General features: G+C 31.1%; 33 protein-coding genes and 4 tRNA genes. 21 read left to right on the forward strand and 16 right to left on the reverse strand.

What is annotated here, in order from left to right; translation table 11 throughout:
- Window positions 1–28: 28 nt before the first annotated feature.
- Window positions 29–1,195 carry a hypothetical protein gene (locus K9L97_00450; GenBank protein ID MCF7871487.1) on the reverse strand — a complete coding sequence of 389 codons (1,167 nt, stop codon included), beginning with the start codon at window positions 1,193–1,195 and terminating at the stop codon, window positions 29–31.
- 106 nt (window positions 1,196–1,301) lie between these two features.
- Here K9L97_00450 and K9L97_00455 point away from each other — a divergent pair, with 106 nt between their 5' ends.
- From K9L97_00455 to K9L97_00465, 3 genes are all read left to right on the forward strand, one after another.
- Window positions 1,302–1,715 (forward strand): hypothetical protein, encoded by a 414-nt coding sequence (locus K9L97_00455; protein ID MCF7871488.1) that lies wholly within the window; start codon window positions 1,302–1,304, stop codon window positions 1,713–1,715.
- Between the two features lie 217 nt (window positions 1,716–1,932).
- A tRNA-Gln gene (locus tag K9L97_00460) sits at window positions 1,933–2,081 on the forward strand.
- A 183-nt stretch (window positions 2,082–2,264) separates the two neighbouring features.
- Window positions 2,265–2,474, forward strand: a complete 210-nt coding sequence (locus K9L97_00465; protein ID MCF7871489.1) for a hypothetical protein — start codon at window positions 2,265–2,267, stop codon at window positions 2,472–2,474.
- Window positions 2,475–2,575: 101 nt separating this feature from the next.
- On the opposite strand, the gene K9L97_00470 is transcribed toward K9L97_00465, so the two are convergent.
- The 3 genes from K9L97_00470 to K9L97_00480 all read right to left on the reverse strand — a co-directional run bounded on the left by K9L97_00470 (window position 2,576) and on the right by K9L97_00480 (window position 4,645).
- Complete coding sequence (locus K9L97_00470) at window positions 2,576–3,178, reverse strand: hypothetical protein (protein MCF7871490.1); 603 nt, start codon at window positions 3,176–3,178, stop codon at window positions 2,576–2,578.
- Window positions 3,175–3,774 carry a hypothetical protein gene (locus tag K9L97_00475; GenBank protein MCF7871491.1) on the reverse strand — a complete coding sequence of 200 codons (600 nt, stop codon included), beginning with the start codon at window positions 3,772–3,774 and terminating at the stop codon, window positions 3,175–3,177. The genes K9L97_00470 and K9L97_00475 overlap by 4 nt, the downstream gene beginning before the upstream one ends.
- A 133-nt stretch (window positions 3,775–3,907) precedes the next feature.
- Complete coding sequence (locus tag K9L97_00480) at window positions 3,908–4,645, reverse strand: hypothetical protein (GenBank protein ID MCF7871492.1); 738 nt, start codon at window positions 4,643–4,645, stop codon at window positions 3,908–3,910.
- A gap of 89 nt (window positions 4,646–4,734) precedes the next feature.
- Here K9L97_00480 and K9L97_00485 point away from each other — a divergent pair, with 89 nt between their 5' ends.
- Both K9L97_00485 and K9L97_00490 read left to right on the forward strand, forming a co-directional pair.
- On the forward strand, window positions 4,735–5,415 hold the full coding sequence (locus K9L97_00485; protein MCF7871493.1) for a hypothetical protein: 681 nt from the start codon (window positions 4,735–4,737) through the stop codon (window positions 5,413–5,415).
- Window positions 5,416–5,648: 233 nt separating this feature from the next.
- Window positions 5,649–6,851 (forward strand): ATP-binding protein, encoded by a 1,203-nt coding sequence (locus K9L97_00490; protein MCF7871494.1) that lies wholly within the window; start codon window positions 5,649–5,651, stop codon window positions 6,849–6,851.
- 227 nt (window positions 6,852–7,078) lie between these two features.
- On the opposite strand, the gene K9L97_00495 is transcribed toward K9L97_00490, so the two are convergent.
- On the reverse strand, window positions 7,079–7,480 hold the full coding sequence (locus K9L97_00495) for a hypothetical protein (protein MCF7871495.1): 402 nt from the start codon (window positions 7,478–7,480) through the stop codon (window positions 7,079–7,081).
- 95 nt (window positions 7,481–7,575) lie between these two features.
- On the opposite strand from K9L97_00495, the gene K9L97_00500 reads away from it, so the two are divergent.
- On the forward strand, window positions 7,576–8,280 hold the full coding sequence (locus tag K9L97_00500; protein ID MCF7871496.1) for a helix-turn-helix domain-containing protein: 705 nt from the start codon (window positions 7,576–7,578) through the stop codon (window positions 8,278–8,280).
- A 169-nt stretch (window positions 8,281–8,449) separates the two neighbouring features.
- Here K9L97_00500 and K9L97_00505 read toward each other — a convergent pair whose 3' ends face one another.
- Window positions 8,450–9,361 carry a Fic family protein gene (locus tag K9L97_00505; protein MCF7871497.1) on the reverse strand — a complete coding sequence of 304 codons (912 nt, stop codon included), beginning with the start codon at window positions 9,359–9,361 and terminating at the stop codon, window positions 8,450–8,452.
- Window positions 9,362–9,525: 164 nt separating this feature from the next.
- Here K9L97_00505 and K9L97_00510 point away from each other — a divergent pair, with 164 nt between their 5' ends.
- Window positions 9,526–10,377, forward strand: a complete 852-nt coding sequence (locus K9L97_00510) for a Fic family protein (GenBank protein MCF7871498.1) — start codon at window positions 9,526–9,528, stop codon at window positions 10,375–10,377.
- Between the two features lie 210 nt (window positions 10,378–10,587).
- Here K9L97_00510 and K9L97_00515 read toward each other — a convergent pair whose 3' ends face one another.
- Window positions 10,588–11,340 carry a hypothetical protein gene (locus K9L97_00515; GenBank protein MCF7871499.1) on the reverse strand — a complete coding sequence of 251 codons (753 nt, stop codon included), beginning with the start codon at window positions 11,338–11,340 and terminating at the stop codon, window positions 10,588–10,590.
- 98 nt (window positions 11,341–11,438) lie between these two features.
- Between K9L97_00515 and aceA the strand changes: the two genes are divergently transcribed.
- Entirely contained in the window at window positions 11,439–12,653 is a 1,215-nt protein-coding gene (gene aceA, locus K9L97_00520; protein ID MCF7871500.1) for an isocitrate lyase, read from the forward strand.
- A gap of 52 nt (window positions 12,654–12,705) precedes the next feature.
- Here aceA and K9L97_00525 read toward each other — a convergent pair whose 3' ends face one another.
- The 3 genes from K9L97_00525 to K9L97_00535 all read right to left on the reverse strand — a co-directional run bounded on the left by K9L97_00525 (window position 12,706) and on the right by K9L97_00535 (window position 14,650).
- The gene (locus tag K9L97_00525; protein ID MCF7871501.1) at window positions 12,706–13,662 is read right to left on the reverse strand and encodes a permease; all 957 of its coding nucleotides are present in this window, start codon (window positions 13,660–13,662) and stop codon (window positions 12,706–12,708) included.
- Window positions 13,663–13,801: 139 nt separating this feature from the next.
- Window positions 13,802–14,071: a metalloregulator ArsR/SmtB family transcription factor gene (locus tag K9L97_00530; protein MCF7871502.1), complete on the reverse strand. Its 270-nt coding sequence runs from the start codon at window positions 14,069–14,071 to the stop codon at window positions 13,802–13,804.
- 108 nt (window positions 14,072–14,179) lie between these two features.
- Window positions 14,180–14,650: a hypothetical protein gene (locus K9L97_00535; protein ID MCF7871503.1), complete on the reverse strand. Its 471-nt coding sequence runs from the start codon at window positions 14,648–14,650 to the stop codon at window positions 14,180–14,182.
- A 218-nt stretch (window positions 14,651–14,868) separates the two neighbouring features.
- On the opposite strand from K9L97_00535, the gene K9L97_00540 reads away from it, so the two are divergent.
- The 3 genes from K9L97_00540 (at window position 14,869) to K9L97_00550 (ending at window position 16,058) form a co-directional block, all read left to right on the forward strand.
- Complete coding sequence (locus K9L97_00540; protein ID MCF7871504.1) at window positions 14,869–15,306, forward strand: GNAT family N-acetyltransferase; 438 nt, start codon at window positions 14,869–14,871, stop codon at window positions 15,304–15,306.
- Window positions 15,307–15,496: 190 nt separating this feature from the next.
- Complete coding sequence (locus K9L97_00545) at window positions 15,497–15,742, forward strand: hypothetical protein (protein MCF7871505.1); 246 nt, start codon at window positions 15,497–15,499, stop codon at window positions 15,740–15,742.
- 151 nt (window positions 15,743–15,893) lie between these two features.
- A complete protein-coding gene (locus K9L97_00550; protein ID MCF7871506.1) occupies window positions 15,894–16,058 on the forward strand; it encodes a hypothetical protein in 165 nt (54 codons plus the stop codon).
- On the opposite strand, the gene K9L97_00555 is transcribed toward K9L97_00550, so the two are convergent.
- From K9L97_00555 to K9L97_00565, 3 genes are all read right to left on the reverse strand, one after another.
- Window positions 16,055–16,525, reverse strand: coding sequence for a hypothetical protein (locus K9L97_00555; protein MCF7871507.1), 471 nt, complete (start codon window positions 16,523–16,525; stop codon window positions 16,055–16,057). The genes K9L97_00550 and K9L97_00555 overlap by 4 nt on opposite strands.
- A gap of 14 nt (window positions 16,526–16,539) precedes the next feature.
- Entirely contained in the window at window positions 16,540–17,565 is a 1,026-nt protein-coding gene (locus K9L97_00560) for a hypothetical protein (GenBank protein ID MCF7871508.1), read from the reverse strand.
- Window positions 17,566–17,633: 68 nt separating this feature from the next.
- On the reverse strand, window positions 17,634–18,233 hold the full coding sequence (locus tag K9L97_00565; protein MCF7871509.1) for a hypothetical protein: 600 nt from the start codon (window positions 18,231–18,233) through the stop codon (window positions 17,634–17,636).
- A 241-nt stretch (window positions 18,234–18,474) separates the two neighbouring features.
- Here K9L97_00565 and K9L97_00570 point away from each other — a divergent pair, with 241 nt between their 5' ends.
- The 4 genes from K9L97_00570 (at window position 18,475) to K9L97_00585 (ending at window position 19,703) form a co-directional block, all read left to right on the forward strand.
- Window positions 18,475–18,930: a 30S ribosomal protein S15 gene (locus K9L97_00570; GenBank protein MCF7871510.1), complete on the forward strand. Its 456-nt coding sequence runs from the start codon at window positions 18,475–18,477 to the stop codon at window positions 18,928–18,930.
- A 36-nt stretch (window positions 18,931–18,966) separates the two neighbouring features.
- Window positions 18,967–19,116: transfer RNA gene (locus K9L97_00575), tRNA-Glu, on the forward strand.
- A 224-nt stretch (window positions 19,117–19,340) separates the two neighbouring features.
- Window positions 19,341–19,435 (forward strand) — tRNA-Ser (locus K9L97_00580).
- A 147-nt stretch (window positions 19,436–19,582) separates the two neighbouring features.
- Window positions 19,583–19,703 (forward strand) — tRNA-Lys (locus K9L97_00585).
- Window positions 19,704–19,825: 122 nt separating this feature from the next.
- Here the strand turns inward: K9L97_00585 and K9L97_00590 are convergent.
- Entirely contained in the window at window positions 19,826–19,954 is a 129-nt protein-coding gene (locus K9L97_00590) for a DUF2116 family Zn-ribbon domain-containing protein (GenBank protein MCF7871511.1), read from the reverse strand.
- A 136-nt stretch (window positions 19,955–20,090) separates the two neighbouring features.
- Here K9L97_00590 and K9L97_00595 point away from each other — a divergent pair, with 136 nt between their 5' ends.
- Complete coding sequence (locus tag K9L97_00595) at window positions 20,091–20,645, forward strand: hypothetical protein (GenBank protein MCF7871512.1); 555 nt, start codon at window positions 20,091–20,093, stop codon at window positions 20,643–20,645.
- Between the two features lie 231 nt (window positions 20,646–20,876).
- On the opposite strand, the gene K9L97_00600 is transcribed toward K9L97_00595, so the two are convergent.
- Window positions 20,877–21,545, reverse strand: a complete 669-nt coding sequence (locus tag K9L97_00600) for a hypothetical protein (GenBank protein MCF7871513.1) — start codon at window positions 21,543–21,545, stop codon at window positions 20,877–20,879.
- A gap of 153 nt (window positions 21,546–21,698) precedes the next feature.
- Here K9L97_00600 and K9L97_00605 point away from each other — a divergent pair, with 153 nt between their 5' ends.
- The 5 genes from K9L97_00605 to K9L97_00625 are packed head-to-tail and all read left to right on the forward strand — an operon-like array spanning window position 21,699 to window position 24,043.
- Complete coding sequence (locus K9L97_00605) at window positions 21,699–22,193, forward strand: hypothetical protein (GenBank protein ID MCF7871514.1); 495 nt, start codon at window positions 21,699–21,701, stop codon at window positions 22,191–22,193.
- Between the two features lie 25 nt (window positions 22,194–22,218).
- Window positions 22,219–22,866, forward strand: a complete 648-nt coding sequence (locus tag K9L97_00610) for a rhomboid family intramembrane serine protease (protein ID MCF7871515.1) — start codon at window positions 22,219–22,221, stop codon at window positions 22,864–22,866.
- A gap of 43 nt (window positions 22,867–22,909) precedes the next feature.
- Window positions 22,910–23,533, forward strand: coding sequence for a hypothetical protein (locus K9L97_00615; protein MCF7871516.1), 624 nt, complete (start codon window positions 22,910–22,912; stop codon window positions 23,531–23,533).
- A 39-nt stretch (window positions 23,534–23,572) separates the two neighbouring features.
- Window positions 23,573–23,746 (forward strand): zinc finger domain-containing protein, encoded by a 174-nt coding sequence (locus K9L97_00620; GenBank protein MCF7871517.1) that lies wholly within the window; start codon window positions 23,573–23,575, stop codon window positions 23,744–23,746.
- Between the two features lie 18 nt (window positions 23,747–23,764).
- The gene (locus tag K9L97_00625) at window positions 23,765–24,043 is read left to right on the forward strand and encodes an elongation factor 1-beta (protein ID MCF7871518.1); all 279 of its coding nucleotides are present in this window, start codon (window positions 23,765–23,767) and stop codon (window positions 24,041–24,043) included.
- Window positions 24,044–24,368: 325 nt separating this feature from the next.
- On the opposite strand, the gene K9L97_00630 is transcribed toward K9L97_00625, so the two are convergent.
- Window positions 24,369–25,106 (reverse strand): hypothetical protein, encoded by a 738-nt coding sequence (locus K9L97_00630; protein ID MCF7871519.1) that lies wholly within the window; start codon window positions 25,104–25,106, stop codon window positions 24,369–24,371.
- Window positions 25,107–25,323: the final 217 nt, after the last annotated feature.

The following is a 25,323-nucleotide window of genomic DNA, read 5'->3' on the forward strand; positions in this document are numbered from 1 at the left end:
TATTTAAAGATATTAGAACCATTTAATATTATTGGATGTAGTTTAAATCATGACTTTTTGAAAACAACTTGTTATAATTATTAAACATAGTTTTTTGCATATTAGAAGTCACATCACTAAGTTTCTTTGCAATATCATCAATGCCCTCAGATACATAATCAGACATAGTATCAGCACAGGGCATAATTCTCTTAGTTACAGGCTCTAATTTTTCATCAATATACATGAGTTTTATTTGTAACGAATCATTTTTCTTTAAAGATTTTTCAGCTTTACTCAATATTTGTATAGCTAATCCTCCAATCGTCCAACCTAGCGTTCCAGACTCCGTATACTCTTTATTTTTAATCAAATTATAGTTTTGTTTTAACACATCAATTGTTCTAGCAGCAACATATAAATTCGTTATCCCAATAGACAATCCCTGCGCATCCATACCTTGTGTTTCCAGAACTTTTTCAAGACCATAACTCCACGCCATGACTTGACCAAAGCCACTTGGAGAATTTAACACTCTAGATAAAGAACTTATATTATTATAGTGTTCTTCTTGTTCAGAATTTATCTTAGTCGCCTTTTTAAAAGCTTGAACGTCTTCTACAGGTATTCCGTCTAAAAAATAAGCTAATAGCCCAGTATAAGCTAGTTTAGACTGATTATTAGTTGGCAATGGAGCTAAATTAGATAATATTTTTGCTTTCAAATCAGGATAATGCTGTTTTTTTGTAAGCTCATTATAAAGATCCTTCCTAAATTCTTTTCTTTCACTACGTAAATTCTTATTTATATTACCATCATAAATGCCTCTCCACGTATCCAATAAAGTCTCTTTTACAACCATGCCCTGAATCACAGAATTATAAGTCAAAGCCAATATTTTATCTTTAACATCAATAACTTTTTCCTTTGTTTCAAATATTACATCTTCAATATTATGAATTAACTCATAAGGATCAAAAGGATCATATTGACCTACATCCACAAATGAGCTCATAGAAACAGCGCCTTTATCAGTCATGAAAAGAGGCTCTTTTTTTCTCATATAAAATTTCATTGTATGATTCTTTTTTTTAGAAAAAATGTTCTTTTCTTGCTTCTCAACAGGAATGTTAACTGAATCCTTTTTTTCCTTTTTTTCTTGCTTCTTTTTTTCGGAAGCACTAAATGCTAAACTTCTGGCTATTGATAAATCCATTATGACCTAGAAAAGTGTTGATTTCTATTTAAATATTGCGAAAGAATTCTTAAAAATGGCTCACACTCCAAATTATTTAAATACTAACAACCACACTTAACAAAATATGATAACCGAACGAGCACTAAGCCTTACCTGCCCAAATAAAAAATGTTCAAAATACAAAAAACACCTGCGAGGAAACATAATAAAATATGGAACACAAAAAAACGGTGTGCCTAGATACAAATGCTCAGAATGCAAAAAAACATTTACAAAAATAAATAATGTGCGAAAAAATATGAAAATATCAAGAGAAGAATTCATTCATATATGCAAGTTAATGGCTCAAAAAATGAGCTTTAGAAAAATAAGCCGAAAAACAGGCAAACACCTAGACACAATAAGAGGTGTAGCAAATAGGATTACAGAAAACTACAGAAAAATGCGTGATTACTTCAAAGACGATTTAAAAATGGAAGAACAAGAAGTAGAAAGCATGTGGAGTCATATCAAAAAAAAGAAAAAAATCAAAGAATGATAAAAACCTGAAAAACAGCAAGAAAATATAATTTTTAAAGAAAAGCATTGAAAACAAGTTTTCAGGGTTTTGAAAGCTTAACTTCTCAAAACCTTTAAAAACTGAACCTATTTCTCAAACATAAACATTCAGCCCCGCAGATATACCACCAAGATTTTTTCAAAAAATCTTGTAAAAAGAGTACGTTTTGCGGAGCTCAACAGTACAAAACACAAAAAGCCCCGTAGTGTAGCGGCCAATCATCCCAGCCTTTGGCCAACTGGTTTCGCTCGGTTGACACGCAAAGTGACATGCGCACTTCGTGCTTAGCCCCTGAGACAGATTGGAAGACAGCTGGGGACCTCGGTTCAAATCCGGGCGGGGCTATATCTGAGTCTCACGTCTTTTAGTGGACTCTTATTTTTCTTTATTTTTGCATCAAAAAAGGCAAATTATTTTAAGTTCAGCAATTCTTTAATTTTTAGGTGATATATAATGGGGAATCTTTTTGAGAACACCAATGCAATTGTTAAGTCGTACATTGATAAGGGTAAATTTTATTTGTGTGATTTGGAAGATGAAATTCATACTCAAGATGGTATAATGAGGGTTGCGCCAGGACTTACAGTGAAAGAACATTTAGACGACTTGGCAGATGAAGGGGTTTTAGTAAAAGAAATTTCTCTTTACAAAAACTCAGGAAAACATGAGATTCATTATTCAATTAATAAAGATTTTAAACCCAATTATGAGTTATTTAATATACCTGATATTATGTAATACAACATCGGAGTTTCATATATAAATAATGGCACTTGAGGTCGGGCGGGGCTATACCCTATCCACGGTAAATCTGTGGACTCCTTCTTTTAAATGGTTTTTTAGTTATCTAATTCTTCTAGAAATAATTTCAGGTGCGGTTCTGTTTGCAGTTCTTTTATTTCGTTTTGAGTCATTGGTTTGTTTTGGTTGTTTAGTATTTTTTGATTACCCCATGATTCGTTTATTTTTTGCAGTAGGTATTTGCTTTCTGGGATTAGTTGCTTAATTTTTTCGTTGAAGAAATACTCAACTAAATTTTCTTTTATTGAATTGTTTTCTTGTTCTTGAACAATTAATTCTTTTGCTATGTAGAGGAATCCTTTTATGCATTTTTGGTAGTCTTCTTCGTCTAGTTTTTCTAGGAATATTCTTATTTCTTGGTTTTTTGCATAGAGTTTGAATTGTAAATGTTTGTCTGAGTGTCCTTTTTTGTGGTGGTGTATCATTGATTCTTTTGTTTCGCCTTCTAGTGTGAATTTTGATGATTTGAGATTTAAGCAATATTCGTCTTCTACTAATGAGTTTGTTTCTGTTAGTGTTATTTGTATTTCTTCTTGAGAAAATGTGGTTACATATTCGTCTTCGTATTGTCCTCTATTGTTTTTGAGGTTTTCAAGATTTGCGTATTCTGGCAGGATGTAGATATATTTTGGTTTACTCATAGTAAATGTCTCCTTATATCGTAGTGTAGCGAGTCTTTTGATAGGTTGTTTTTTTCGTATGCTTCTGACCAATTATCTCTATTGAAGTAGTCTTCTATTGTTTCAAATTGATAAAGTTTTATATCGAAAATTTCTTCTAGTAGTTGTTTTAAGCATACAAAATAAATCAAATCTTTTTCTTTACTAATTACATTTTCTGGATTTTCCCAACCTTTTCCACTATTAATGTTCACAATTTCTAGATCAAGTCGCCAGTCAAGGTCTTGTGACCTTGATAGTTCTTTTAATGATTTGTTTTGTAATAGCGCGATTATTGAGATGTCGTTGTATTTACATACAACTACGTATTCTTGGTTTTTTATTTTTATGTGTACTGTCTTATGAGCTGTTTCGTATTTTGTTCCTATGATGTTTCCTTTTTGTATTATTGTTGTGTTCTTTTCAGAATTAAGAGCATTCGCTAATTTGATTAGTCTTAAGATTATTTGTTCGTGTGTTTCTTTACCTTTGGCTAGTTCTTCTAGCATGTCTTTGGTTTTTTGTTTGAGTCTTATTGTTGAAGACTTTTCGCTTGAGGTTATGTTTACTTTTTCCATTCCAATCACCCATATATAATGTATACAACATATACAAAGTATATAAATTTTGTGTTTTTGTAATGCAAAATCGGAGATTTATTTATAAATAAACAGATAGGGGTCAGGCAGGCTATTTCATATTTCATATCCATTATTTTTTTGAAAGTTCCCATAGGAGCTTAAAATATTTTTTATAAGCTTCTGCTATTTCCTGTTGTTTAATCATGAATGCAAGTGGTTTTTCGGACCAGTGAATAATTACAACTCTGCTTCCATAAACATAAGTTGTTGAAGGGTTTATATATTCGTCTGAGATATATTTTATTTTACATGACTGTAATTCTTGTTCTCTTTGTTCAATTCTTATTTTTTCTGAAAAAATTATTGACATTGATATTTTTAATTTTATTCGTGTCTTGTGAAAATTATTAAAGTATGTTGGGAATAGCTTTTTGAAAGATCCACTTGCACCCCACACGTAAAAATGATTTTTTTGCTTTATTATGTCTTCAAATATATTTTTTAGACCATTTTTTCCTTCATACACTGCGCCTTCTAGTTGTTGCCCAACAGATCTTATTTTCTCCATTTCTGGAATAATTCTTTGTATTTCTTCTTCTTGTTTTTCAAGTTCTGATTTTTTATTTTTAATAAATTCAGTTAATTTATTGAATGCTTCTGCTTGGAAATATTTCTTTTTTCTTTTAATTATGTATGATACTAATCCTTTGTTTATAAGAAGATCTAAGAGGTTGTAGACTACTGCTCTGTGAAGCCCTGCTTTTTTTATAAGTGGTCCTGCTGAAGTTGTTCCTAATTCTATTAAATGTAAGTAAACTTTTGACTCTTGTGGTGTAAGTCCTGCTTTGACTAAAATTGTATTGTCCATATAGATGTAATTATATTTCAAATATATAAATTTGTCGTAATATGATATTATTACAAATTTATAAATATATGTTTCAATTACACTTTACAATGGTAACAAACCAAGACTATCGGTCTGCAAAAGAATACTTTGACAATATCTGGTCAGAACAACAAGAATCACTAATTGATTTATGTTCATATAAATCTAAACAAGATTTTTATGTAATTGCTGACTTTGATGATTCAGGGATAATTTTTGAAGACAAGAAACAAAGAGGTTTTTCTGCATTAGATTTATCGGGAGTTACAAATAAAGTGGTTCTGATAAAATATGCTTCATTTGAATTTTCTTTCAAAGAAAACACCAATTTTTATACTAAACTTTATGAGGATATGAACAAATTTATTCTGTCTTCCGGAACTGGTTTAGAAATACTGAATCCTCCTAAAGTGGGTTTATTTCTATTCAATCAATATCTAACATATATTCTTGAGAATGAAAAAAACTGGAAAAAAACGACAAAAAAAGAGAAAAGTCAAACAGGTTTGCTTTTTTCTGGTTATGTTCAAGACACGACAAAACCATATAAATTAACCTTTGAGAATAGTCTTGAGGATTTGGTGAAAATTACAGAACAATACATTCTAAAAAGTTTTTCTGAAATCGAAAGAAGACCTTTTTTTGAAACTAATATCAAAGGCAATGTTAGAGATTTATTTACTGATTGTTATATTGGAAAGACAATTAATGATGCTTACATAGAAGATATATTAAAAGCGACAGGCTAATATTTTTTTGATAACATTTGATATACATTCTCCGAGATAGGTATTTATAGTATGACAAACGGCAGGGGCTATCAATCTTTGAGAATACTAAAAAATCTGTTGATTTTCGGTGTACCAAAAATATACTATTTCTGTGTATATTCGAAGGAAAAACACTTGGGTTTTTAAGAAAAGTTTATATGCGTTCATTTTAAATGAAAACATTTATATATTTTAAATGAATACATTTGAATATGTTATCTAAAGATGTACTTAAAGAGGTTGTTTTAGCTCAGCAAAAGGATTTGGAATTACCTTTTGGTGTGACTCGAGAAAAACAAGTTAAACCTTTAAAGAAATTTGCTCTTATCATAACTGGTCTTCGAAGATCTGGCAAATCAACTTTATTGAGACAATATTTTAGTAACAAAAAACCAATTTATTATCTCCATTTTGAAGATTTACGTCTTTCTTCTTTTGAGAGTTCTGACTTTACCAAATTAAATGTTGTTTTTGAAGAAGTATTAGGGAATGATGGTGTTTATTTTCTCGACGAAGTTCAAAACATTAATAGTTGGGAGATTTATGTCAGGTCGCTTGTGGATTCGGGAAAAGAAGTTTATGTAACTGGTTCCAATAGTTCTTTAATGAGTAAAGAATTGGGTACAAGACTCACTGGCAGACATATTTCAGAAGAGCTCTATCCTTTTAATTTTTCGGAGTTTTGTCTGGCAAAGAAGAAAAAAGAATCACTTAAGCTTTTTGATGATTATCTTGTTTCAGGGGGGTTGCCTGAATATGTTCTTCAACAAGATGTAAGGATTTTAGAATCACTAGTTAAAGATATTATTTACAAAGATGTCTTAGTGCGTCATAGAATTCGAGAGGAAGCAATAGTTGAAAGATTGGTCTCTTATATATTGTCAAATATAGGAAAAGAAATATCTTATAATAAAATAAAAGATTTGATGGGTGTTGGTTCTCCAAATACCATAATTTCTTTAATGGATGCATTAGAAGATGCTTATTTTATATTTACAATAAACACGTTTGATTATTCTTTAAAAAAACAACTTCGAAATAAGCGAAAGGTGTATTGTGTAGATAATGGATTTATAACTCAGACATCTTTGCAATTTTCAAAAAATTTAGGAAGATTACTAGAAAATCTTGTTTTTGTAGAATTAAAACGAAGAGGGTATGAAATATTTTTTCATAAAGAAAAATATGAATGTGATTTTATAATAAAAAAGAATAATTTATCTGCAATACAAGTTTGTTATGAACTTAATCTAGATAATCAACAAAGAGAGCTTAATGGTTTAGTTGAAGGTATGAAAAAGATAAAAGCCACCGAAGGTATAATAATTACCCGTCATCAAGATGATTTTTTTGAAATAGATGACATGAAAATAAAAGTTGTTTCGATAATGGATTGGTTAAAAGAATTTGAATAAAATGGTTTTTAAGAGTTCTTTAAGGTCGCTGATTAGGGGCGCCGTCGGGCGGGGCTATACTCCTTTGCGTGATATCAGAGAGCTTTCTTTTTGATGTCTGCAATTTTCTCTTTTTGGAGTCTCAAACTGATGAATTTTGATGTTTGAGAAAAATTTATCCAAACAATATTTTATTAGAAAAATGTTAAAAAACACTGTTTTAACATAGCTCAGGCAGGGCTATTTGTTTATCCACCCAGCGATTCTAAATATTTCATTCGTGCAAAGTATTCTTTCATTTCCCTTCCTTGAATGGAAATAGTTACAGGCAGTTTAAGCTGGCTAATTTCTTTTGCCACTTCTTCTGCAAAACCTTCTGCAGCGATTCTATAATTAAATCCTTTTCCGTTTTTATAAAATTTATTTGTGTACAAATAGTTTTTTTCTATGTCTTTTCCATTCATCAATTCAAGTTTTACTCGCCAAAGGATGTGTGTTTCCGGCGAGTTTACAAAGTCAAAAGAGTCTCTTATGAACCTAAAAGGAAAAGTAATATCGTACCAATATCTATTTTTGTAGGTTATGTTAATCTTTTCTATCGTTCGAGAGGGAATCTCTTCTAAGATTGAGTTAAGGGTCGCATAGGTCATTATTTAATGGTGAATATCCTGACCATATTAATTTGTGTGGTGATTATTTCACCACAGAAAGAAACATTTAAATAGTTTATAGCCTAATTAGGTTTATGGATACTTTTGCTTTAGAAAACATTGATTTAAATGAAAAAGAAATAACAATATATTTAGTATTATTAAAAGTAGGTAAACTTTCTGGCGGCAAGATTGCAGAAAGAATCAGCACTCATAGAAGAACTGTTTATGATGCATTATCTTCTTTGGTTGAGAAAGGTTTAGTAACCTATGTTATCTATAATAAAATAAAGTATTTTAGTGCTGTCGATCCAAAGAGGATAGTTGATATTGTCGATGAACGAAGTTCTGCTGTGAAAAGAATGCTGCCTAAATTGGAAGCATTGCAAAAAAAATCTATTGAAGATGCTAAGGTTGAAATCTATCAAGGTATTAAAAGCATCAAACATATCTTTGAAGAAATTCTAACTTACAAATCGTATTCTGTTCTGGGTTCTGGGAAACCTTTAAGGGAGCTACTTGGACCATTTTTCCTATTATTTCAGAAAGAGAAGAAGATAAAAAAAATATCTTCAAAAATCATTATTTCTGAAATGTATTCAACAGACGATGTTAGCACTAAATCTTTTGGAGAAATAAGATTTATTAAAGATTATGACCCTCCTACAACAACATATATTTATGGTTCTAAAGTTGCAATTATTATTTCAGAACCTCCTTTGGCGATATTAATTGATAACAATCACGTTAATAGTTCATTTAAACTTTATTTTGACAAGATATGGGACAATATCGTTTGATTTTATACATTTGATTAACATACTCCGAGGCAGGTATTTATAGTATGACGAACGGGCGGGGCTATACCGGAGTCTCACGTCTTTCGAGGGACTCTTTAATTTTCTTATCTTAATTATTTTAATCAATACATTTAGGTGACCACATATTTAAATTTTAAACAATTGGTGGTCACTTTATCTTTTTTAGTTGTTTCTTGTACTGTTTTATTAGAAATTGTAATGTTGGTCTTAATTTATCATTATGTTGATATTCGTAAAGACTTTTGTAGTATTGTGCTCTATCTTCTAAGAGTATGTTTATTGGTGGATAATTATTTTTTATTAAAATAAAATTTAATAATAGTCTTCCTACTCTTCCATTCCCATCTTGAAATGGGTGCATATCTTCAAATTGATTGTGAATGATTGAGGCAAGTGTTAATGGTTCAAATTTAGTTTTATTTTTTTTATACCATTTAATAAACTCATTTAATTCTTTTTGTAGTTCTTTTACAGGAGTTCCTGCGTGGATTATCTCTCCATTTCTTCCTCGTATAATAACTTCTACTGTTCTAAATTTCCCTGCAAATTCTTTTGAACCTTTAAAACATAATTCATGTAATTTTAAGATTAGATTTAGTGATAAATCTTGTTTTGTAATTCTAATAAATTTAATTGCTTTTGCTACTCCTTTCGTTTCTATTTCCTCAGCATTTAGATCTTGTTTTTTTTGTAATATTTTAGAGATTTCTTCTTGTAATACTGTTGATCCTTCTATTGCATTTGTATTATATACGAATTCTTCTGTAAATTGATTCCAGTCTTTTTCATCAAAATGAGTTATTTTTATTTTTTCAGAATATTTATTTAATGAACTAATTTCTTTATCTGATAATGAAAATTCAAAAATATTTGTTTTCATCAATTCAATTTGTTGGTGGATTATTTCTTTAGCTTTTTTTTCTTTTAATTTTAATTCTTCTTCTGTTAAATTACTTCCAAGAAATTTTCTTAATTTAGTGACTTTGTTATTTTCATCTCTAAAAGAATGGACTAAATAATATTTTGTGTTGTTTTTTAGTTTTCTTTTTTCAATGAACATAGTAATTAAGTAGGTGACCACATATTTAAATTTTGTGTATTTTGTAGTCACCTTTTTAATAGATTTTAGGATTGTGTAGTTCCATGCGAGGCCGGGCAGGGCTATTCATTACTTTTTTCTTAATTTTAGAAATATTTATATATTTGTAATGGCATTCTATATAAATGAGAATACTAAAGCGCAAAAATTCCTATTATTTACAACATTCATTTAGAAAAAATGGAAAAACCATAACTAAAGAAAAGTACGTAGGACTTAAAGTTCCTGAAAATATAGATGCTGTTAAAAAAAAATTCTTAGCTGAATGCAGAAAAGAAGCATTTTATGATGTTTTTGAAATAATAAAGGATAAATTTAATCAAGAATGGAACCGTTTTCCTCCCTCCATAAAAGAGAAGATGATTCAAGAATTATCAATAAACTTTACATACAATACCAACGCCATAGAAGGCTCGACAATCAGCGAGGAAGAAACAAGAGATATAGTCGCTCACGGAATTTCGCCTTCAAAACCACTCAGAGACGTTAAAGAAACGGAAAAACACGCAGTACTTTTCAAAAATATTTTTCAAAAAAAACAAAAAATTACAAAGAAAACCTTAATTGATTGGCACAACAAACTTTTTTCTGAAACAAAACCTGACATCGCAGGCAAATTCAGAGACTATCTTGTAAGAGTGGGAAGCTACAAAGCACCTGATTGGCAAGATATAAACAAACTACTTGATGAATTCATAAAGTTTCAAAACGCCAAAAATAATATTCACGCAGTAGAATTTGCATCAAGAATACACTACCGATTTGAAAAAATTCATCCATTTGGAGATGGAAACGGTAGAATAGGCAGACTCATCATGAACGCGATGTTATGGAAAAGAGGCTATCCTGTGCTGATAATAGAATATAAAAAAAGAAAATCTTACTACAAAGCACTACAAAAAGACGAAGAATATTTTGTTCAATATTTTATAAGAAGATATTTAGCAGTTCATAAAAAATACTTGAATAAAAAATGATTTTTCCTCTCTTTTTGACGTTATTGTCCGTGTTCCCGGGCAGGGCTATATTCCTTTGCGTGACATCAGAGAGCTTTCTTTTTGATGTCTGCAATTTTCTATTTTTAGCCTTTGAAGTTCATGAATTTTGATGTTTAAGAAAAATCTTGTTAACCTGTAATCTCTTCAAAAAATGTCAAAAAACTGTGTTTTAGGATAGCTCATGCTGAGCTAATATGTTCCATCTTCCCAAAGTTTATCAAACCATTCAACATAAAATTTGGCTATTTCTTGGTTCTTTATTAAAAATGCTGCATAATATCCTTTTTTCATCACAGTTGTTATTATATAATCTGAGAATATATCAATATAAACCGGACTTGTCACTGGCAAATATTTTATTTTCATAAGACCTGGTTTTCTTTTTATGTGATCCAATTCTTTTTTTGAATTTAGCTTCATAAGATATTTTCCTTTTATTCCAAGATTCACTCTTTTTTTGTGGTATTCTTCCCAATATCCGGGCATTGCATCTTGAGCTATCTTGTCTGAGCCAAAAACTCTGATAATGTCTCCTTTTTTTAGTTCTTTTAAAGAAATATCTCTGGCTGTTTTTACGCCTTCTATACCTTTATATAATTCCGCTTCATCTCTTTGTCCAGAAAATGATTGTATTATTTCAAGTTGAGAAATTATTTTTTGTGCATCAGATTCCAATGTATTGAGTTCTTTTTTCTTGTATTCTATATAATCTTGTATTTTTTTTGGATCTGCCGCATTGAAATATTTGGTTTTCCCTTTTGTGATTGATGTTATTAATCCTTTATCGTGTAATTTACTTAATACATGATATATTTTTGATCTTGAAACTTTCGCATCATCAATTATAGGCCCTACTGTGGTTGAACCTATTTTTATTGTAGATAAGTATACTTTAATTTCGGCGTCAGTAAGGCCTAGTTTTTTGAATAACGCTGTTTCCATGCTGTTCGTAAATCTATTTTCTATTTATATTTTTCTAATTAGTAGCCCCTCGGTGGGAAGACAATATTTAAATAATTGTTCTTATTCATCAGTACTAAATGATATCTGAGAATGGCAACTCAAAAATTGTAAGACCTTATACAAAAAAAGATGTATCTCAATTACAAAATTCCATTAAGATAGAACATACTATGGCGAATCAGGGTTCAAAAAAATTACATTCGCAATTAAAATCTGAAGGATATGTCAGTGCGCTAGGTGCCCTAACCGGTAATCAGGCAATTCAACAAGTAGAAGCAGGTCTTAGAGCAATTTATGTTAGTGGGTGGCAAGTTGCTGCTGATGGAAATACTTCTGGGACTATGTATCCTGACTTGGGATTATATCCCTCAAACAGCATGCCTGCTACCATTAGGGCAATAAATAACGCTCTACTTAGGAAAGATCAAATTGAACCACAAAAAGCAGATTGGTTAGTGCCTGTTGTCGCAGATGGAGAAGCTGGGTTTGGAGGAGTACTAAATACATATGAGCTTACAAAAAATATGATTGAAGCTGGCGTAGCAGGAATTCATTTAGAAGACCAACTTCCTTCTGCAAGAAAATGTGGCCATCTAGGAGGTAAAGTCCTTATTACACCACAAGAGTTTATAGACAAGCTAGTTGCTGCAAGATTGGCATCGGACGTATTGGATGTTCCAACGGTTATAATTGCTAGAACGGATGCCTATGGAGCCGAATTCATTACTTATGATGTAGATCCAGATGACAAAAAATTTTTGTCAGGTGAACAAACCTATGAGGGATTTTACAAAGTAAAAGGAGGCATCGATCTTGCAATTAAAAGAGCATTAAAATATGCTCCTTACGCAGATGCCTTGTGGTTTGAAACACCAACTCCCAATTTACATGATGCAAAATTATTTTCAGAAAACATACACAAAAAATATCCTAATAAAGCCCTATTTTATAATTGTTCGCCCTCTTTTAATTGGACAAATACAATTAACGTAGAGAACTTCCAAGATGAACTTGGAAAAATGGGGTATAAATTTCAATTTGTAACACTTGCAGGTTTTCATTCATTAAATAGTTCTATGTTCAATCTTTCCAAAGAATACAAAGAGAGAGGTATGGCTGCATATTCAGAATTACAACATAATGAAATTAATTTAGAAGATAAAGGATATTCAGCATTAAAACATCAATCCTTTGTAGGAACAAAATATTATGACAATTTATTAAGAATAATAATGCAAAATAAGTCTTCAACAAATTCTTTGGATAAATCAACAGAGATAAATCAATTTTAAAATATTTCTTTAGCTCTGAAATGTCACGCTTTCGTTATTAGAACGGGCAGGGCTATATCCGTATTCTTTGTAGTGCATTTATGAGGTATCCTGATATTATTATTGCGATTGTTACTATTGCAAAGAATGTTAGTATGAGTTTGAGTTTCATTGCTCGTCTTAGGATTATTGCTTCTGGGAAGCTTAGTGCTGTTATTGCCATCATGAATGCTAGTGCTGTTCCTAGAGGTATTCCTTTTTCGAAAAGTGCGAGAGCAATAGGCACTATTCCTGCGCTGTTTCCGTACATTGGCACTCCTAGTATTACTGCGAGTGGTACTGAGAATATTCCTGTTGAGTTGATTAGTGTTTGTATGACTTCTGTTGGTACGTAGTTGTGTATTATTGCTCCTATTCCTACACCTATAAGTATCCAGTACCAGAGTTTTTTAGTTATGTCTTTGGCTTCTTTCAGTCCATATTTGATTCTTTGTTTGATATTTGTGAATTTTTCTTCTTTTAGTTTGCTTGATTTTTGAATGTCTTCTACTAAGTGTTTTTCTAAATTCATTTTGCCTATTATTATTCCAGAAACAACTCCTATTATTATTCCTATGAGTATGTATGCCAGTGTTATTTTCCATCCGAATGTAGCTAACATAATTATTGCTAGATATTCATTCACTATTGGCGATGTTATGAGAAAGGACATTGTTATTCCTAGAGGGACTCCTGCTCTTAGAAAGCTCAAAAACAAAGGTATTGATGAGCATGAGCAAAAAGGCGTTATTGCTCCTAGGAGCGCTGCACTTATGTTTCCCAGTCCATATTTTTGTTTGCTTAATCTTTTTTTTATAGTTTCTTGAGATATGTATCTTCTGAGAAATCCTATTATTGCAATCATCACGAATAGTAGAACCAGTATTTTTATTGAATCATAAACAAAAAAGTGTAGTGTTTCAACTATTCTTGACTCTGGATTTAAATTAAGAAGTGTAAAAAATATGTAATTTATTATTTCTTGCAGCATGTTTCATCTTCTTCTGTTTCTTGGCAACAACAGCATGTTTTTTTCTTTGCTTGTTTTTCCATTTTTTTGTCTAGTTTGTCCATCATTTTTTGTATTATTTTCATTTTTGTTCCTCCGAGTTTACGAAGAGGTCTAAAAATCACTGATTTTTATTTTCCTCTAGTATTTTTTTGGTTTTATTTTTGTTTGTTAAGCAGCATATGAGATATTTTCCTTGCTTTTTTGTTTTTATGAGCTTTGCTTGTTCCAGTATTTTCATGTGTCTTGAAAGTACTGATTGATCTTTTTTTATGAATTCTTGAAGTTCACAGATACAAGTGCATTTATCGTTGTTAAGCAAGTAATATAGTATTTGAAGTCTTGTTGGCTCTGATAATGCTTTGTAATACTTCGATAGTTCTTTAAACATATGCATGAGTATGCACATGTTGTATTTAAATGTGTTGATAACATTTGATTAACATTCTCCGAGATTACATATTTATAGTAAGACGAACGGGAGAGACCATAATTTATTTTAGTTTTCTGAGATGCCTAGAAGAGATAGTGCTTTTTGCTTGGCGCAATCAGAATAGAGTGCAACTTCTATCTTTTTTCTATATGATTGTTCATCCTTTGACATTGTAGTATATGCTATGTCTAATGCTTCTTCAAGAGCTAAATTGCCTATGACATCATTGCTAAACTCTAATTCAGTAAGTGTCTTACCATTAAAAATTGGATAAATTTCATATTTATCTTCAGCAGATCCAATTGAGAATATTTTAAAAATTATGGATGCATTATATTTTCCTTTGAGATTTGGTGAGTTTCTTTGAGGATTGTTTTTAAAACCATTCACATCTATCTGAACACCCTCTTGATGCTTGGTCACTTCCAAATAATCCCTCCAATGTGAATCGTATTCATTCAATCTATTTATGGTTAGATCATATTTGTTCTGACCTTCTATTGTATGGTCAATCCCATACGGGCTTTCACCTTTCATGTTTATTTAAATAATGTTTAACTATATAAATGTTTCGGTTTATAACGACCCATCAGTAGTAAAAATTACACATGTCTCGGATTGTGTTTAGTATGGTGCTGGTTTAGCACGCAAAGTTCTAAAATTTTTTAGCTCTGCAATGCCACACACTCACTTATTCAGCAGGCAGGACTGCTATTTAGAAAAAATTTAAATATTTGATTTGTAATTTTTGGTTCATGGAAATTCACGAAGTTACGTCTGTTGATGATTGTAGGAAGTTAGTTCCTTTATTCATTAAGGTCTTTTCTGAACCTCCTTATGAGGAAGCATGGTCTGAAGAAAAGGCTGAGAAGAGAATTGTTGAAACTTGGTTGCGAGGAACAGGGTTTAATTTTTTTGCAAAAGAAGACGATGTTATAATTGGCATGATTCTTTGTGTTACACAATCTTGGGAAGATGGCGATCATTTAATTATTGAGGATTGTGTTGTTGATTCTTCTTTGAGAGGGAAAGGTATTGGAAAAGAATTAGTTTTTTATTTAGAGTCCGTAGCCATATCAAAAGGTATTGTTAGTATTGAGGGTTTAGTTAATAAAGATGCTCCTGCAGTTCATTTTTGGAATAAACTAGGTTATCCTGCGAATGGTTATTTTCAAATAAGAAAAATTCTTTGATAACATTTGATGCGCATTCTCCGAGAAAAGCTTATAAAGAACTAACAGAGCCACATTTTATAGTTCTTCACATTCGATTTACCATTTATAATTTAATCTACTCTTTTAATAGATAAATAATTTTCTTTTTGAACTAGTTTTTAGCATTATTTATAAAAGGCAATTTTTTTCTTTTTATTAGGGTGATTTTATGGTAAAAGATGTTAAAAATGATTTAAATGCGCAAGATTATGAAGAGTTAGCGGTTGAAGATGTCGCTTATGGCACACAGCACGCTTTGAATGTGTTGTTAGATATACTTATTGAAAAAGGAATCGTTAATGAGCAAGAATTTAAAGATAAGCTAGATGCAATGATTCTTCAAAGCGAAGATGTTGATGATGTTGATGTTTCTGATCAAGTGAGTGTTGATTTACCAGATGAACAAAAAGATTAAATCAATATCAATTAATTTCGGAAATTATCACAGGACAATTTGTAATGTTTTCAAGTCGAGAAATATTTACACTGAACAATTGTTGACGTAAATTATATTTATTACTGCTTATTCTTTTATTTTTATGTTTATAGATATTGATGGCATCATTTTGGATAGAGAAGTTTTAGATCGGCAAAGAATCTTAATTAAGAACGTCATATTGTATGAGATAAAAGAAAAGCTTGCTCAGTATGGCTTTATTGAAAAAAATAATAGTTTTACATCTGATGAACTGCAAATGGAAATAAAAATAAGCTTTAAAGAAAAAGTTTAGTTCTGAGTACCACTCAAACTTATGAACGTATTAAGATCAACATCAGGATTAGTACCGTCAATCTCAACAATTTTGAAATTTAAAGGATAATCTCCTGCTGGTTTGCCAGGTTTAGCCTTCAGAGTAAAAGTGTAAAGAGTACCAGTATCCAAACTTGTTGTTGAAGCACAAGCCACCTTTTTATTTTCAGGATTATACTTACATAAATCTTCACTTTGAGTCTCATAAGATAAATCAAAAGAATTCTCATCATAACTAATCTGACCAATTATGCTCTTAGCCGCATCATAATTAAGAACAACAGATAATTTAACACCATTACTAAGATAATTAACACCGATTTCAACAGGATCTTCAACATCAAACCCCATGCTTCCAAAAGAATTCTCATCATATGTAGAAAGCTGACCTGCACAAGCAGTCAACAAAAAACTCAAAGCAAACATTATAAAAATTATTTTTTTCATTTTTTCCTACCTCACTATTTTAAGGATGCATAAATATATGCTGCCGAATAATATTTATTCACAACGTCTGAATTCATCAAAACAATACTTTCAACAATAGCACCTAATATGAAAACTGCAATCGCTATAAGCATAACATAATAATTGTGAGTAAACACTGATTTATATTTTTGTTCATTTAAAGACTGTTTTATTACAAACATAAACCCTATAAACATAACTATAAGACTTAAAGGATAAAGCCATCCAGACATAAAAAATCTGAATAAAAAGCTCAGAAACCAAAATAAACCAAAAGAAACAACCAATATTATCGTGAACTTAGTCGCGTTTTTTCTATCAACAAAAATATTAGTGCTTATAACAGCGCCCGCAATACTAGCCAAAACATAAGCTAATCCTTCAAGGAGAATATGCGGCGTAGTATACAACTGTATAATTAAAGCGGAAAATAAAGGACTGACCTTTAAAACAAGCGCCGAAGCAGCCGCCCTATACCCAAAAATTGCTGCCCAAATGCTACTGTTCCAAACAATGAATAAGACGCCTCCCCCTTCAGCTAACAAAGACAAAACAAAACTGGCAAGTAAAACCCACCAATTGTTTTGCAATATGCTCATAAAAAAACCAAATTCAGAAGTAGCCTTACCCGCCAAACCAGAATCCATCAATAATTGCTCTTTGAATAGACCAATAAGATTCCAACCGAATAAAACACCTAAATAACTAATCAAATAATAAGCAACAAAAACTCCTAAAAAAACGCAGGAATACATAATAATCAATGATTTATTTGATTTAATAGTTTCCCAAACATTAGAAGCTTTTTTGCTTTCTTCCAATTTTTCCTGGTTTTTAAAAGCAATATTAAGTAAAGGAAGTAAAAGAATAGTTAAAAACATAACAGAAGCAATACCCGGATTTGAGCCAAAAATAGCTTTTCCTAGCAAAATAGCGATGATTGAAAGCAATATTGTAGCACCAAAAACAGTCCAGTAACTGTTTATAATATTGTCTTTTGAAAAAATCCTTTCAATCATATAAAAACAAAACTAGAACCCCACATATATTAATGTTTCTAAGAAAAAAAAAGAAAAAAAGATTTAATTCAATTTTCTGATGATGAGCATTCTGGTACTGAAACACCGCAGTTTTTCATGCATTGGCAGGAATCTGTATCCATATTACACCCCTTATCTTTAAAACAGGAGCCATCTTCATAATGACCGCCAAAGCAACAAAAATCCCATACTGCTACAGGTTTATTTACTAACTCATCGACATTTTTTGTTTGAATTGCATTTCCTGCCATATTTGTATTTTCTTCAGCAAACATATTTGTATTTTCTTCAGCAAACATATTTGTATTTTCTGAATTTTCACATAATGCTTTGCACATAAGATAACATCTACTCATAGGTATATTTTCTCCAACACACTCACTAACACTGACTTGTGAGTCACAGCCGGGATTCCCTAAACCCCCACACTGAATCGTGTCAATTTGAGTTCTAAATGTTCTTTCATCATCATTCGTAGGTCTAATCGCCTGACCACCAAGAGTATCTGCCTCTGAGACTGCTGTCTGAGGAACCTGAACTGCCGCACCACGATTACCCTGAATCAATAGTGCTGCTAACCCTGCAACCGCCACAATAGCAACAATTGCCACTAAATATAATCCTGTATTGTTGTTTTCTTTTACCATATTACACCTCAAATATTAGTTTATTAGTATTTTTTACATTTATAGTTTATAAATTTTTTTGTTTTTTTGTGTTTCTCTCAGGTTTTGAATATGATAGTAATTAGGTAAGATGAACACTTTTTATCCCGATAACTTTAAAAAGGATTATTTGTTCCCAATAATACATGGATAAGTCGGTGAAAGCTTACTTATGCCGGGAAAGAACCAGATTTCTTTTCCGTTAAACGGAGGCATATTTAAAATGGCAAGAATGCACAGTAGAGCTAAAGGCAAATCAGGTAGCAAAAAACCTGTTAAAAAAGCAGTTCCTAGTTGGGTTCAATATAAACCTAAAGAGATTGAATTAATGGTTCAGAAATTGGCTAAAGAAGGTCAATCTGCTTCAGAGATAGGAATCCATTTAAGAGATTCTTATGGTATTCCAGATGTCAAGACTATGACTGGTAAACCTATTGGTAAAATTTTAGAAGAGAAAAAACTTCAACCTGAAATTCCTGAAACTTTGAAGTTTTTGATTAAGAAAGCAATTCTTCTTAGAAAGCATTTAGATGATAATCACAAAGATTTTTCTGGTAAAAGAGGACTTCAATTAACCGAATCCAAGATTAGAAGGCTTGGCAAATATTACGTTGCTAATAAGAAATTGCCCGCGGGTTGGAAGTATGATCCAGAAAAAATGAAAATGTATGCTCAGTAAGAACTAAACTTTTTTTATTTAATGTTTTTTAATTTAGCCCCGTTAGTGTAGTCAGGCCAATCATCTCTCCCTCTCGGAACTGATTACTTTAAGTTCGCATACAATGCGATAATCGCACTATATGCTCAGTCATAAACAAGCAATTGGAGAAAGGCGAGGACTCGGGTTCGAATCCCGAACGGGGCATATTTTATTATTATATTTTTCGTATAATTTTTATATTGTGATTTTTATCTTGTCAATAATTAAAAACTAGTGTGATTTTTATTATATCAAATTAGTTTGCCACGATCGCATCCACAGAAACAAAAAAAAGTATCTGGGCGCGCTCGTGACCCCCTTAGTTTGCCACGATCGCATCCACAGAAACAAAAAAAAGTATCTGGGCGCGCTCGTGACCCCCTTAGTTTGCCACGATCGCATAATCCGGTATTGCGCTGGTCTCGAACAATATTTGAGTTAACCAGTTCCTTTGGAGTTCCCGGTTCAAATCCGGGTCGTGGCGTATTTTTTCCTGCTAAAGAATTCTTTTGCAATTTATTCACATAGTTTTGTGTGGTGTTTAATATTGGATTCTATGAACATATCCAAAATTTGAAATACAAAGATATATAAAATATATTTGTACCCATTTTGATAGTTTGTTTTATAGGGGCTCATAGCTCAATCTGGCTAGAGCACTCGGCTCTTATGCAGCATTCTAAATTTGGGTGTTGTACTTAGAAATATTTGGAGAGACCGAGGGGTTGCGGGTTCAAATCCCGTTGGGCCCATGTTTTTTGTTTTCGGATGCTTTCCGGATTAACTTCCACATTAGTCTTACTGCTTCTTGTGCTATTTATGAATCACTATTTAAATCTGGTTGTGTTTTCTCGCATTTTGCAATATGCACAAATTATGCTTCTTTTGTTAGACTCTCTTCTTTGCACTTTTCACTGCAAAACGCTTGACCTCCTAAGAAGATTGCTTCATTAACAGGTATAGATTTTCCGCACGCTCCACATCTTACGACTGGTAGTTCCATTTTAAATCCTTTTAAAAGTTCATCTTATATAAAAGTTGCGAACCACACAACTGTTCGGATTTATTTCAATATTTTTCGCATATTTTTCGTTTTTTTCTTAGTTAAGTATATATTGCTGTTTTTTTCTTTGCGTTATATGGACGAATTTAATGATTTTAAAAAAGAGTTTGATTCTGAAGTGCACTGCAGAATCAAGAAAGATTCTATTGAAGTTTCTTTGAAGGATTTTCTCATTGAGAAAATTTCTGAAGGCAAATTTATTAATTATATAGAAGAACATAATCTTCCTTTTGATGTTTCTTTATATGCTTCTGTTGGAGAACTTGTTGATGTCGGTGTTGAAAAAAAAGCAGATTCTAAATTTAATTTTATGTCTCGTGTTAGTAGAGGTAAACTTTTTAGTTCTTTTAAGAAAGGCGTTATTGCTTACGTGGATGATTATGTTAGTGATTTTAAATTATATGAGGATGAACTGTCTTTTCATGATTTTTATACCAATCTTAAAAATAGGTATTCTACTAAAGGGGTTTTACAAGAGTCAGCTCAGAATTTTGTTAATAAATATGATTCATGTGTCAAACTTACAAAAAAAGATGCGTCTACGGAAGATATTATAGATTCTTATAAAAGCAAGGCTTCTTCTGTTTTAAAACAGTTTTTAAATGGATTTATTGATGACGTCTTTAGTTAAATTGTATTTTTTATCACTCTTTGTTAAGTATGCTTTTAAATAATGTTGTTCTTTGTTATTCACTTTGTAAAATGGTTATTGGTTTCTTTAGTTTGATGGACAACATTATTTATATAGTGCCCTCTGTGTGATTGATTATATGGTAGCAATAAGTTATTCGGCAAAAATAAACAGCAAGAATCTTTCTAGTTTTTTTGATGAAACAGAAGAAGATAGTGAGTAATTATTTTTTTATGTTTGTTTAGCTCTTCCTTTTTTTATTAGCATATTTGCCAATTCTTCGGGTAGTTCTATTTGATCGTTTTTGTTGTATGGTCCGTAAATCTTTTTGTCTAAACCCATGAATTTTGGCAGATTCGTTAGTATTTCAACAGTTATGCTTTCTGTGTTTTTTGTTTGAATCTCCTCATTTTGCGAAGCATTGTCTTGTTTGTCTTGTTCTGGTTTTTTAGAATCTAAACTTGGTCGTTCTTTGATTTGTGCTCCTTGATCTGTTTGAAATTGTTGTATTTCATTTAGAATGTTGTTTTTTGTTCTATTTAGTAAAATTGTTAGATTTTCATATAGTTCTTTTTCTTGTTGTAACATTTTACTTGTATCTATTAGAGTCGAGTTTGTTCTTACTTTGTGGGTTGATATTCCTATTATTTTTTTTTGTCTTATTTCATATAGTTCTGCCAATATTTTTTTTATGTTTTTTAGTTGTATTTTGATTTTTTCTTGTTCTGCAGTAGTTGACATTTGGTTGTTTACTTGTTCATTTGCCGTTTCATTTTTTTCTCGTATGTATATTTTTACGTCTTCGTAGAATTTTGGGTCTAGTTCTTGTAATTCATTCCTGTTTTTTTCTCTTCTTAATATATCAAATAGCATTTCATATGTTATTTTTACTGTGCTCATAATCTTAGAATATTGTTTTTTTTTATAAAGATTCTTCTCTGTTTTTACTTTTTTAGGAAGTTTAGTGTTTCTTATGAATCTTTTTGGATATGTATGTGCTCTACGGAAACATTTTTGATAAGATATTTAAATGGTTCAGTCTTCTTTTTTTATATGGGTGTTAAAGAGTCATTTGAGGATTTGCAGTGTTCTGAAGAGTTTAAGAGTTTTTTGGAGAATGAGTCTGGTTTTATTTTAGCTCATGCTCATTTAATGAAAGAGTTTGATAAGGATGCTGATTGGGAATTCGGGTTTTATAATGCTTCCAGGGACGCAATGACTGTTTTTGAAACAAATCCTGTTGTAAGAACTCCTGAACAAGAAGTCTTTAAGAAAAGCGGTGTTTTAAAAGAATTGGATCTTAATCTTGTCGAAGTTGATTTTGATGAAGCTATGAGACTTTGTGAAACTGTGAGGAAAGATAAGTATTCTTCTGAACTTATTGCTAAGTACATAGTTATTTTGCAGAATTTACATAAGCAATTGTGGAACATTACACTAGTCACTAAGTCTTTTGGATTGATTAATATTAGAATTGATGCTAAATCAGGAGATATTATTAGTAGTAACATGACGAGTATAGGTGATTTGGGGATTAAGAGTGTTTAAGAATTATTTTCCTAAAAATGCGACTATGACTATTGTTTTAGTCAATGTTATTCTTGCATTATTGCAAGTTTTTGTAAGTGGGTTTACAGAAGCTTTCTTGCTTGATAGTAGTTTGGTTTGGTCTGAACCTTGGCGTTTATTGACTAGTATGTTTTTACACGGAGGTTTTGGCCATATTCTTTTTAATATGTATGCATTATTTATTTTTGGTTCTTTAATTGAACAGAGAATTGGAACTAAGAGGTTTGTTTTTATTTATTTCTTGTCAGGGATTTTAGCTGCAGTTCTTAGTACTTTTTTTTATGAAAGAGCTTTAGGCGCAAGCGGTGCAATCATGGGCATTTTAGGCGTCACCATAATTTTGATGCCTGATTTGAGAGTTTTGTTCTTTTTTATGATCCCTATGAGTTTGAGAACTGCAGGCATCATTTTTGCTTTGGTTGATATTTTTGGTATTTTTTATTCTAGCGGTGTTGCAAATATTGCTCATTTAGTTGGTTTAGCTTGCGGATTAGTTTATGGCTTTTATTTGCTGAAGAGGAAGAAATCTTTTCAGAAACGTTTTTATAAAGGTCCTAAAATTACTGTAGAAAGTCCTCGTGATAATTCTAGTAAAGACATTTTTATGTCAAATAAAGATATTGACGATTATTTAAGGTATGGCAAATTATAATTTTTTGCAAAAATTTATATAATTGCTATTTGATTTTTGAAGTATGGGTTTTGGATTTGTTAATAAAGATAAAAATTTTGTTAAGAATACTCGCGCATCTATAGAAAATTTGAATGAACTTCATACTTTTTTTAAAGAAGAGGTTTTGCTAGCTGATTCTCTTGTTAATAACCTCAAGAATGAAATTAAGCATATTAAAGAGTTTGAGAATGAATTAAACAAGTTTGAGTCTCTTGTTGAGTCCGCTGTTAAAATGGAATTTGAATTGATGAAAAAAATGGAGGATCTTTATGCACTTATTCATTCAGACAATAGAAAATTAGACGTTTCTGATTTAGAAAACAAATTTGCGGTTGCGCGTTCTTTGGTTGAAGAGATTGACAAGAGTGTTGGTTTGTTTCTTTCTAAAATTTCTTTTTTCAGAATTGACGTTACTCATGATTTATATGCTGAGAATGATACAAATAAAGATATTTTGAAGAAGTTAGATTCAAAAACTATTGAATTGGAAGTCAAGATGAGCATGGTTAGGAGCAAGAGTTATGGTTTTAAACAAGATCTTGATGGTATTGGCCGACAATTGCATCAGTTAAAACAGGAAAAATCTTTAAATAAAGATTCAAAGAATGGTGGAGTTTCTGAAAATAATCATAAGTTTGGTTTTTGATGTCAAAACTTTTATAAATGGATTGTGATTCCAGTCATTATGGAAAATGTTAAGAAATGTATGGCTACAAACGCAAGGATAACTAATGATAAAGGTTCAGTTACGTTCAAATGTCCTCAGTGTCAAGATTATGAAATAGTCAGATCTAGGCATGCTAGAGAGATAGTTTCAAAGTATACTTGTCCTAAGTGCGGTTTTGTTGGTCCTAATTAAATTAGAGGTGTTCTAAGAATGGCTAAAGCAATTGCAACAGTTAAAGTTATGCCTAGTAGTCCAGAAATTGATTTGGATGCTTTGGAAAATAAAATTAAAGAAGTAATAGTTGGATTTGTAGGTGAGTGTGAGACTAAAACCACTGTTACTCCTGTAGCTTTTGGTTTGAAACAAATAGAAGTTATTTTTGTTATGGATGAAAATCTTGGAAGTCCTGATCCTGTTGCTGAAAAACTTGAAGAATTTGAAGAAGTTAATTCTGCAGAAATCGTGGATGTAAGAAGAGCTGTAGGATAAATTTATTGTTTTTTCCTTTAAGTTTTGGTTTCTTAAATTTTTATGTTTCTAGGTTTCACCCCATTTTTAGGTGATTTGATATGAGTTCAATCTATAAAATTTCAACTTTGAAAGTTGCTGGCGAGAAGGATAATTTGCTTTAATTTATAAAAAAGTATTTGGCTCTGGAGAAAGTCCTTTTTGATATCTTATTACAGAAGATAAATCGATAACTGGATTGGCTGTCGCGGATAAAAGAAGAGAGTCAATTAGAGAAAAAAAAACGTCTTGGATATAAAAATTTATAGGTGTTTTTTATAATTTATTTTTTAATTAGTTTTAGAACTTATTTCCACAACATGTTGAAGTATTCTTTAAAACTGTTTGATACGTCTTTTGATTTTATCATTATAGCACTTATTTTATTGCCAAAAATTATTATGACTGTTCTTTCTTTGTAGATATTTATTGCTACAGGAGATGTGTGTTTTATGTATTTGACTTCTGTGTATTTGTATTTTGCAAATTGCTCTTCCACAGATTTTTTTTGTCTTGTGTTGTATAGCATTTTTGTTTTTATTTTTTTTTCTGCTCTTAATTTGTGTATTTTTTGGAAAAATGCTAGAACTGGTGCTTCATCTGTTCCTTTAGTTCCACCAATCACATAATTATAATCTTCTGGATTTAGTATGTCGATTTGTTCTCTAAAAATTATTTGAAGACCTTTTAATCCTGTGTATAATTCTACTTCTTCATCTTTTTCTGACGAATTGAATTTCATGAGAAGTTGCGGTAAAATTGAATTAATTTTATTTTCAGTTTCTTTTATTTTCTGTTGTTTTTCTTCCAAGTAGTATTTTATCTGTTTTGGGTTTGCGGCTTTGAAATGTTTTACTTTGTTTTTTGTATATGTGGATATGAGTCCTTTTTGTTTTAGTCTTTCAAGTATTTCATATGTTTTTGATCCTGTAACATTTGATTTTGTTGTTATGTTGTGTTTTGTGCTGTCTCCCAGATCAAGGAGTGCTAAATAAACATTTATTTCTGAATTTGTGAGTCCTATTTCTTTCAGCTCTTTTTGCATAGAAACCCTTTAGGGGTTCCTAATATTTAAATATTGTTCTTTGTTACCACTTATATGAGTAAATTAAAAAAAGAGGAGATAAAATGAACCTCCCCGCACTGAAGTACGGGGTATCCAGCTTAGGCAAAGGAGCTGATTTTCCTTTGTTGATAGTAAGCGGGAAGCTTATTATCAGGTAAACTCCATTCACCTTGACTGTGGACAATATAGTTTTGAA

The sequence above is a fragment of the Candidatus Woesearchaeota archaeon genome (assembly GCA_021735165.1).
Lineage (GTDB): Archaea > Nanobdellota > Nanobdellia > Woesearchaeales > 21-14-0-10-32-9 > JAIPET01.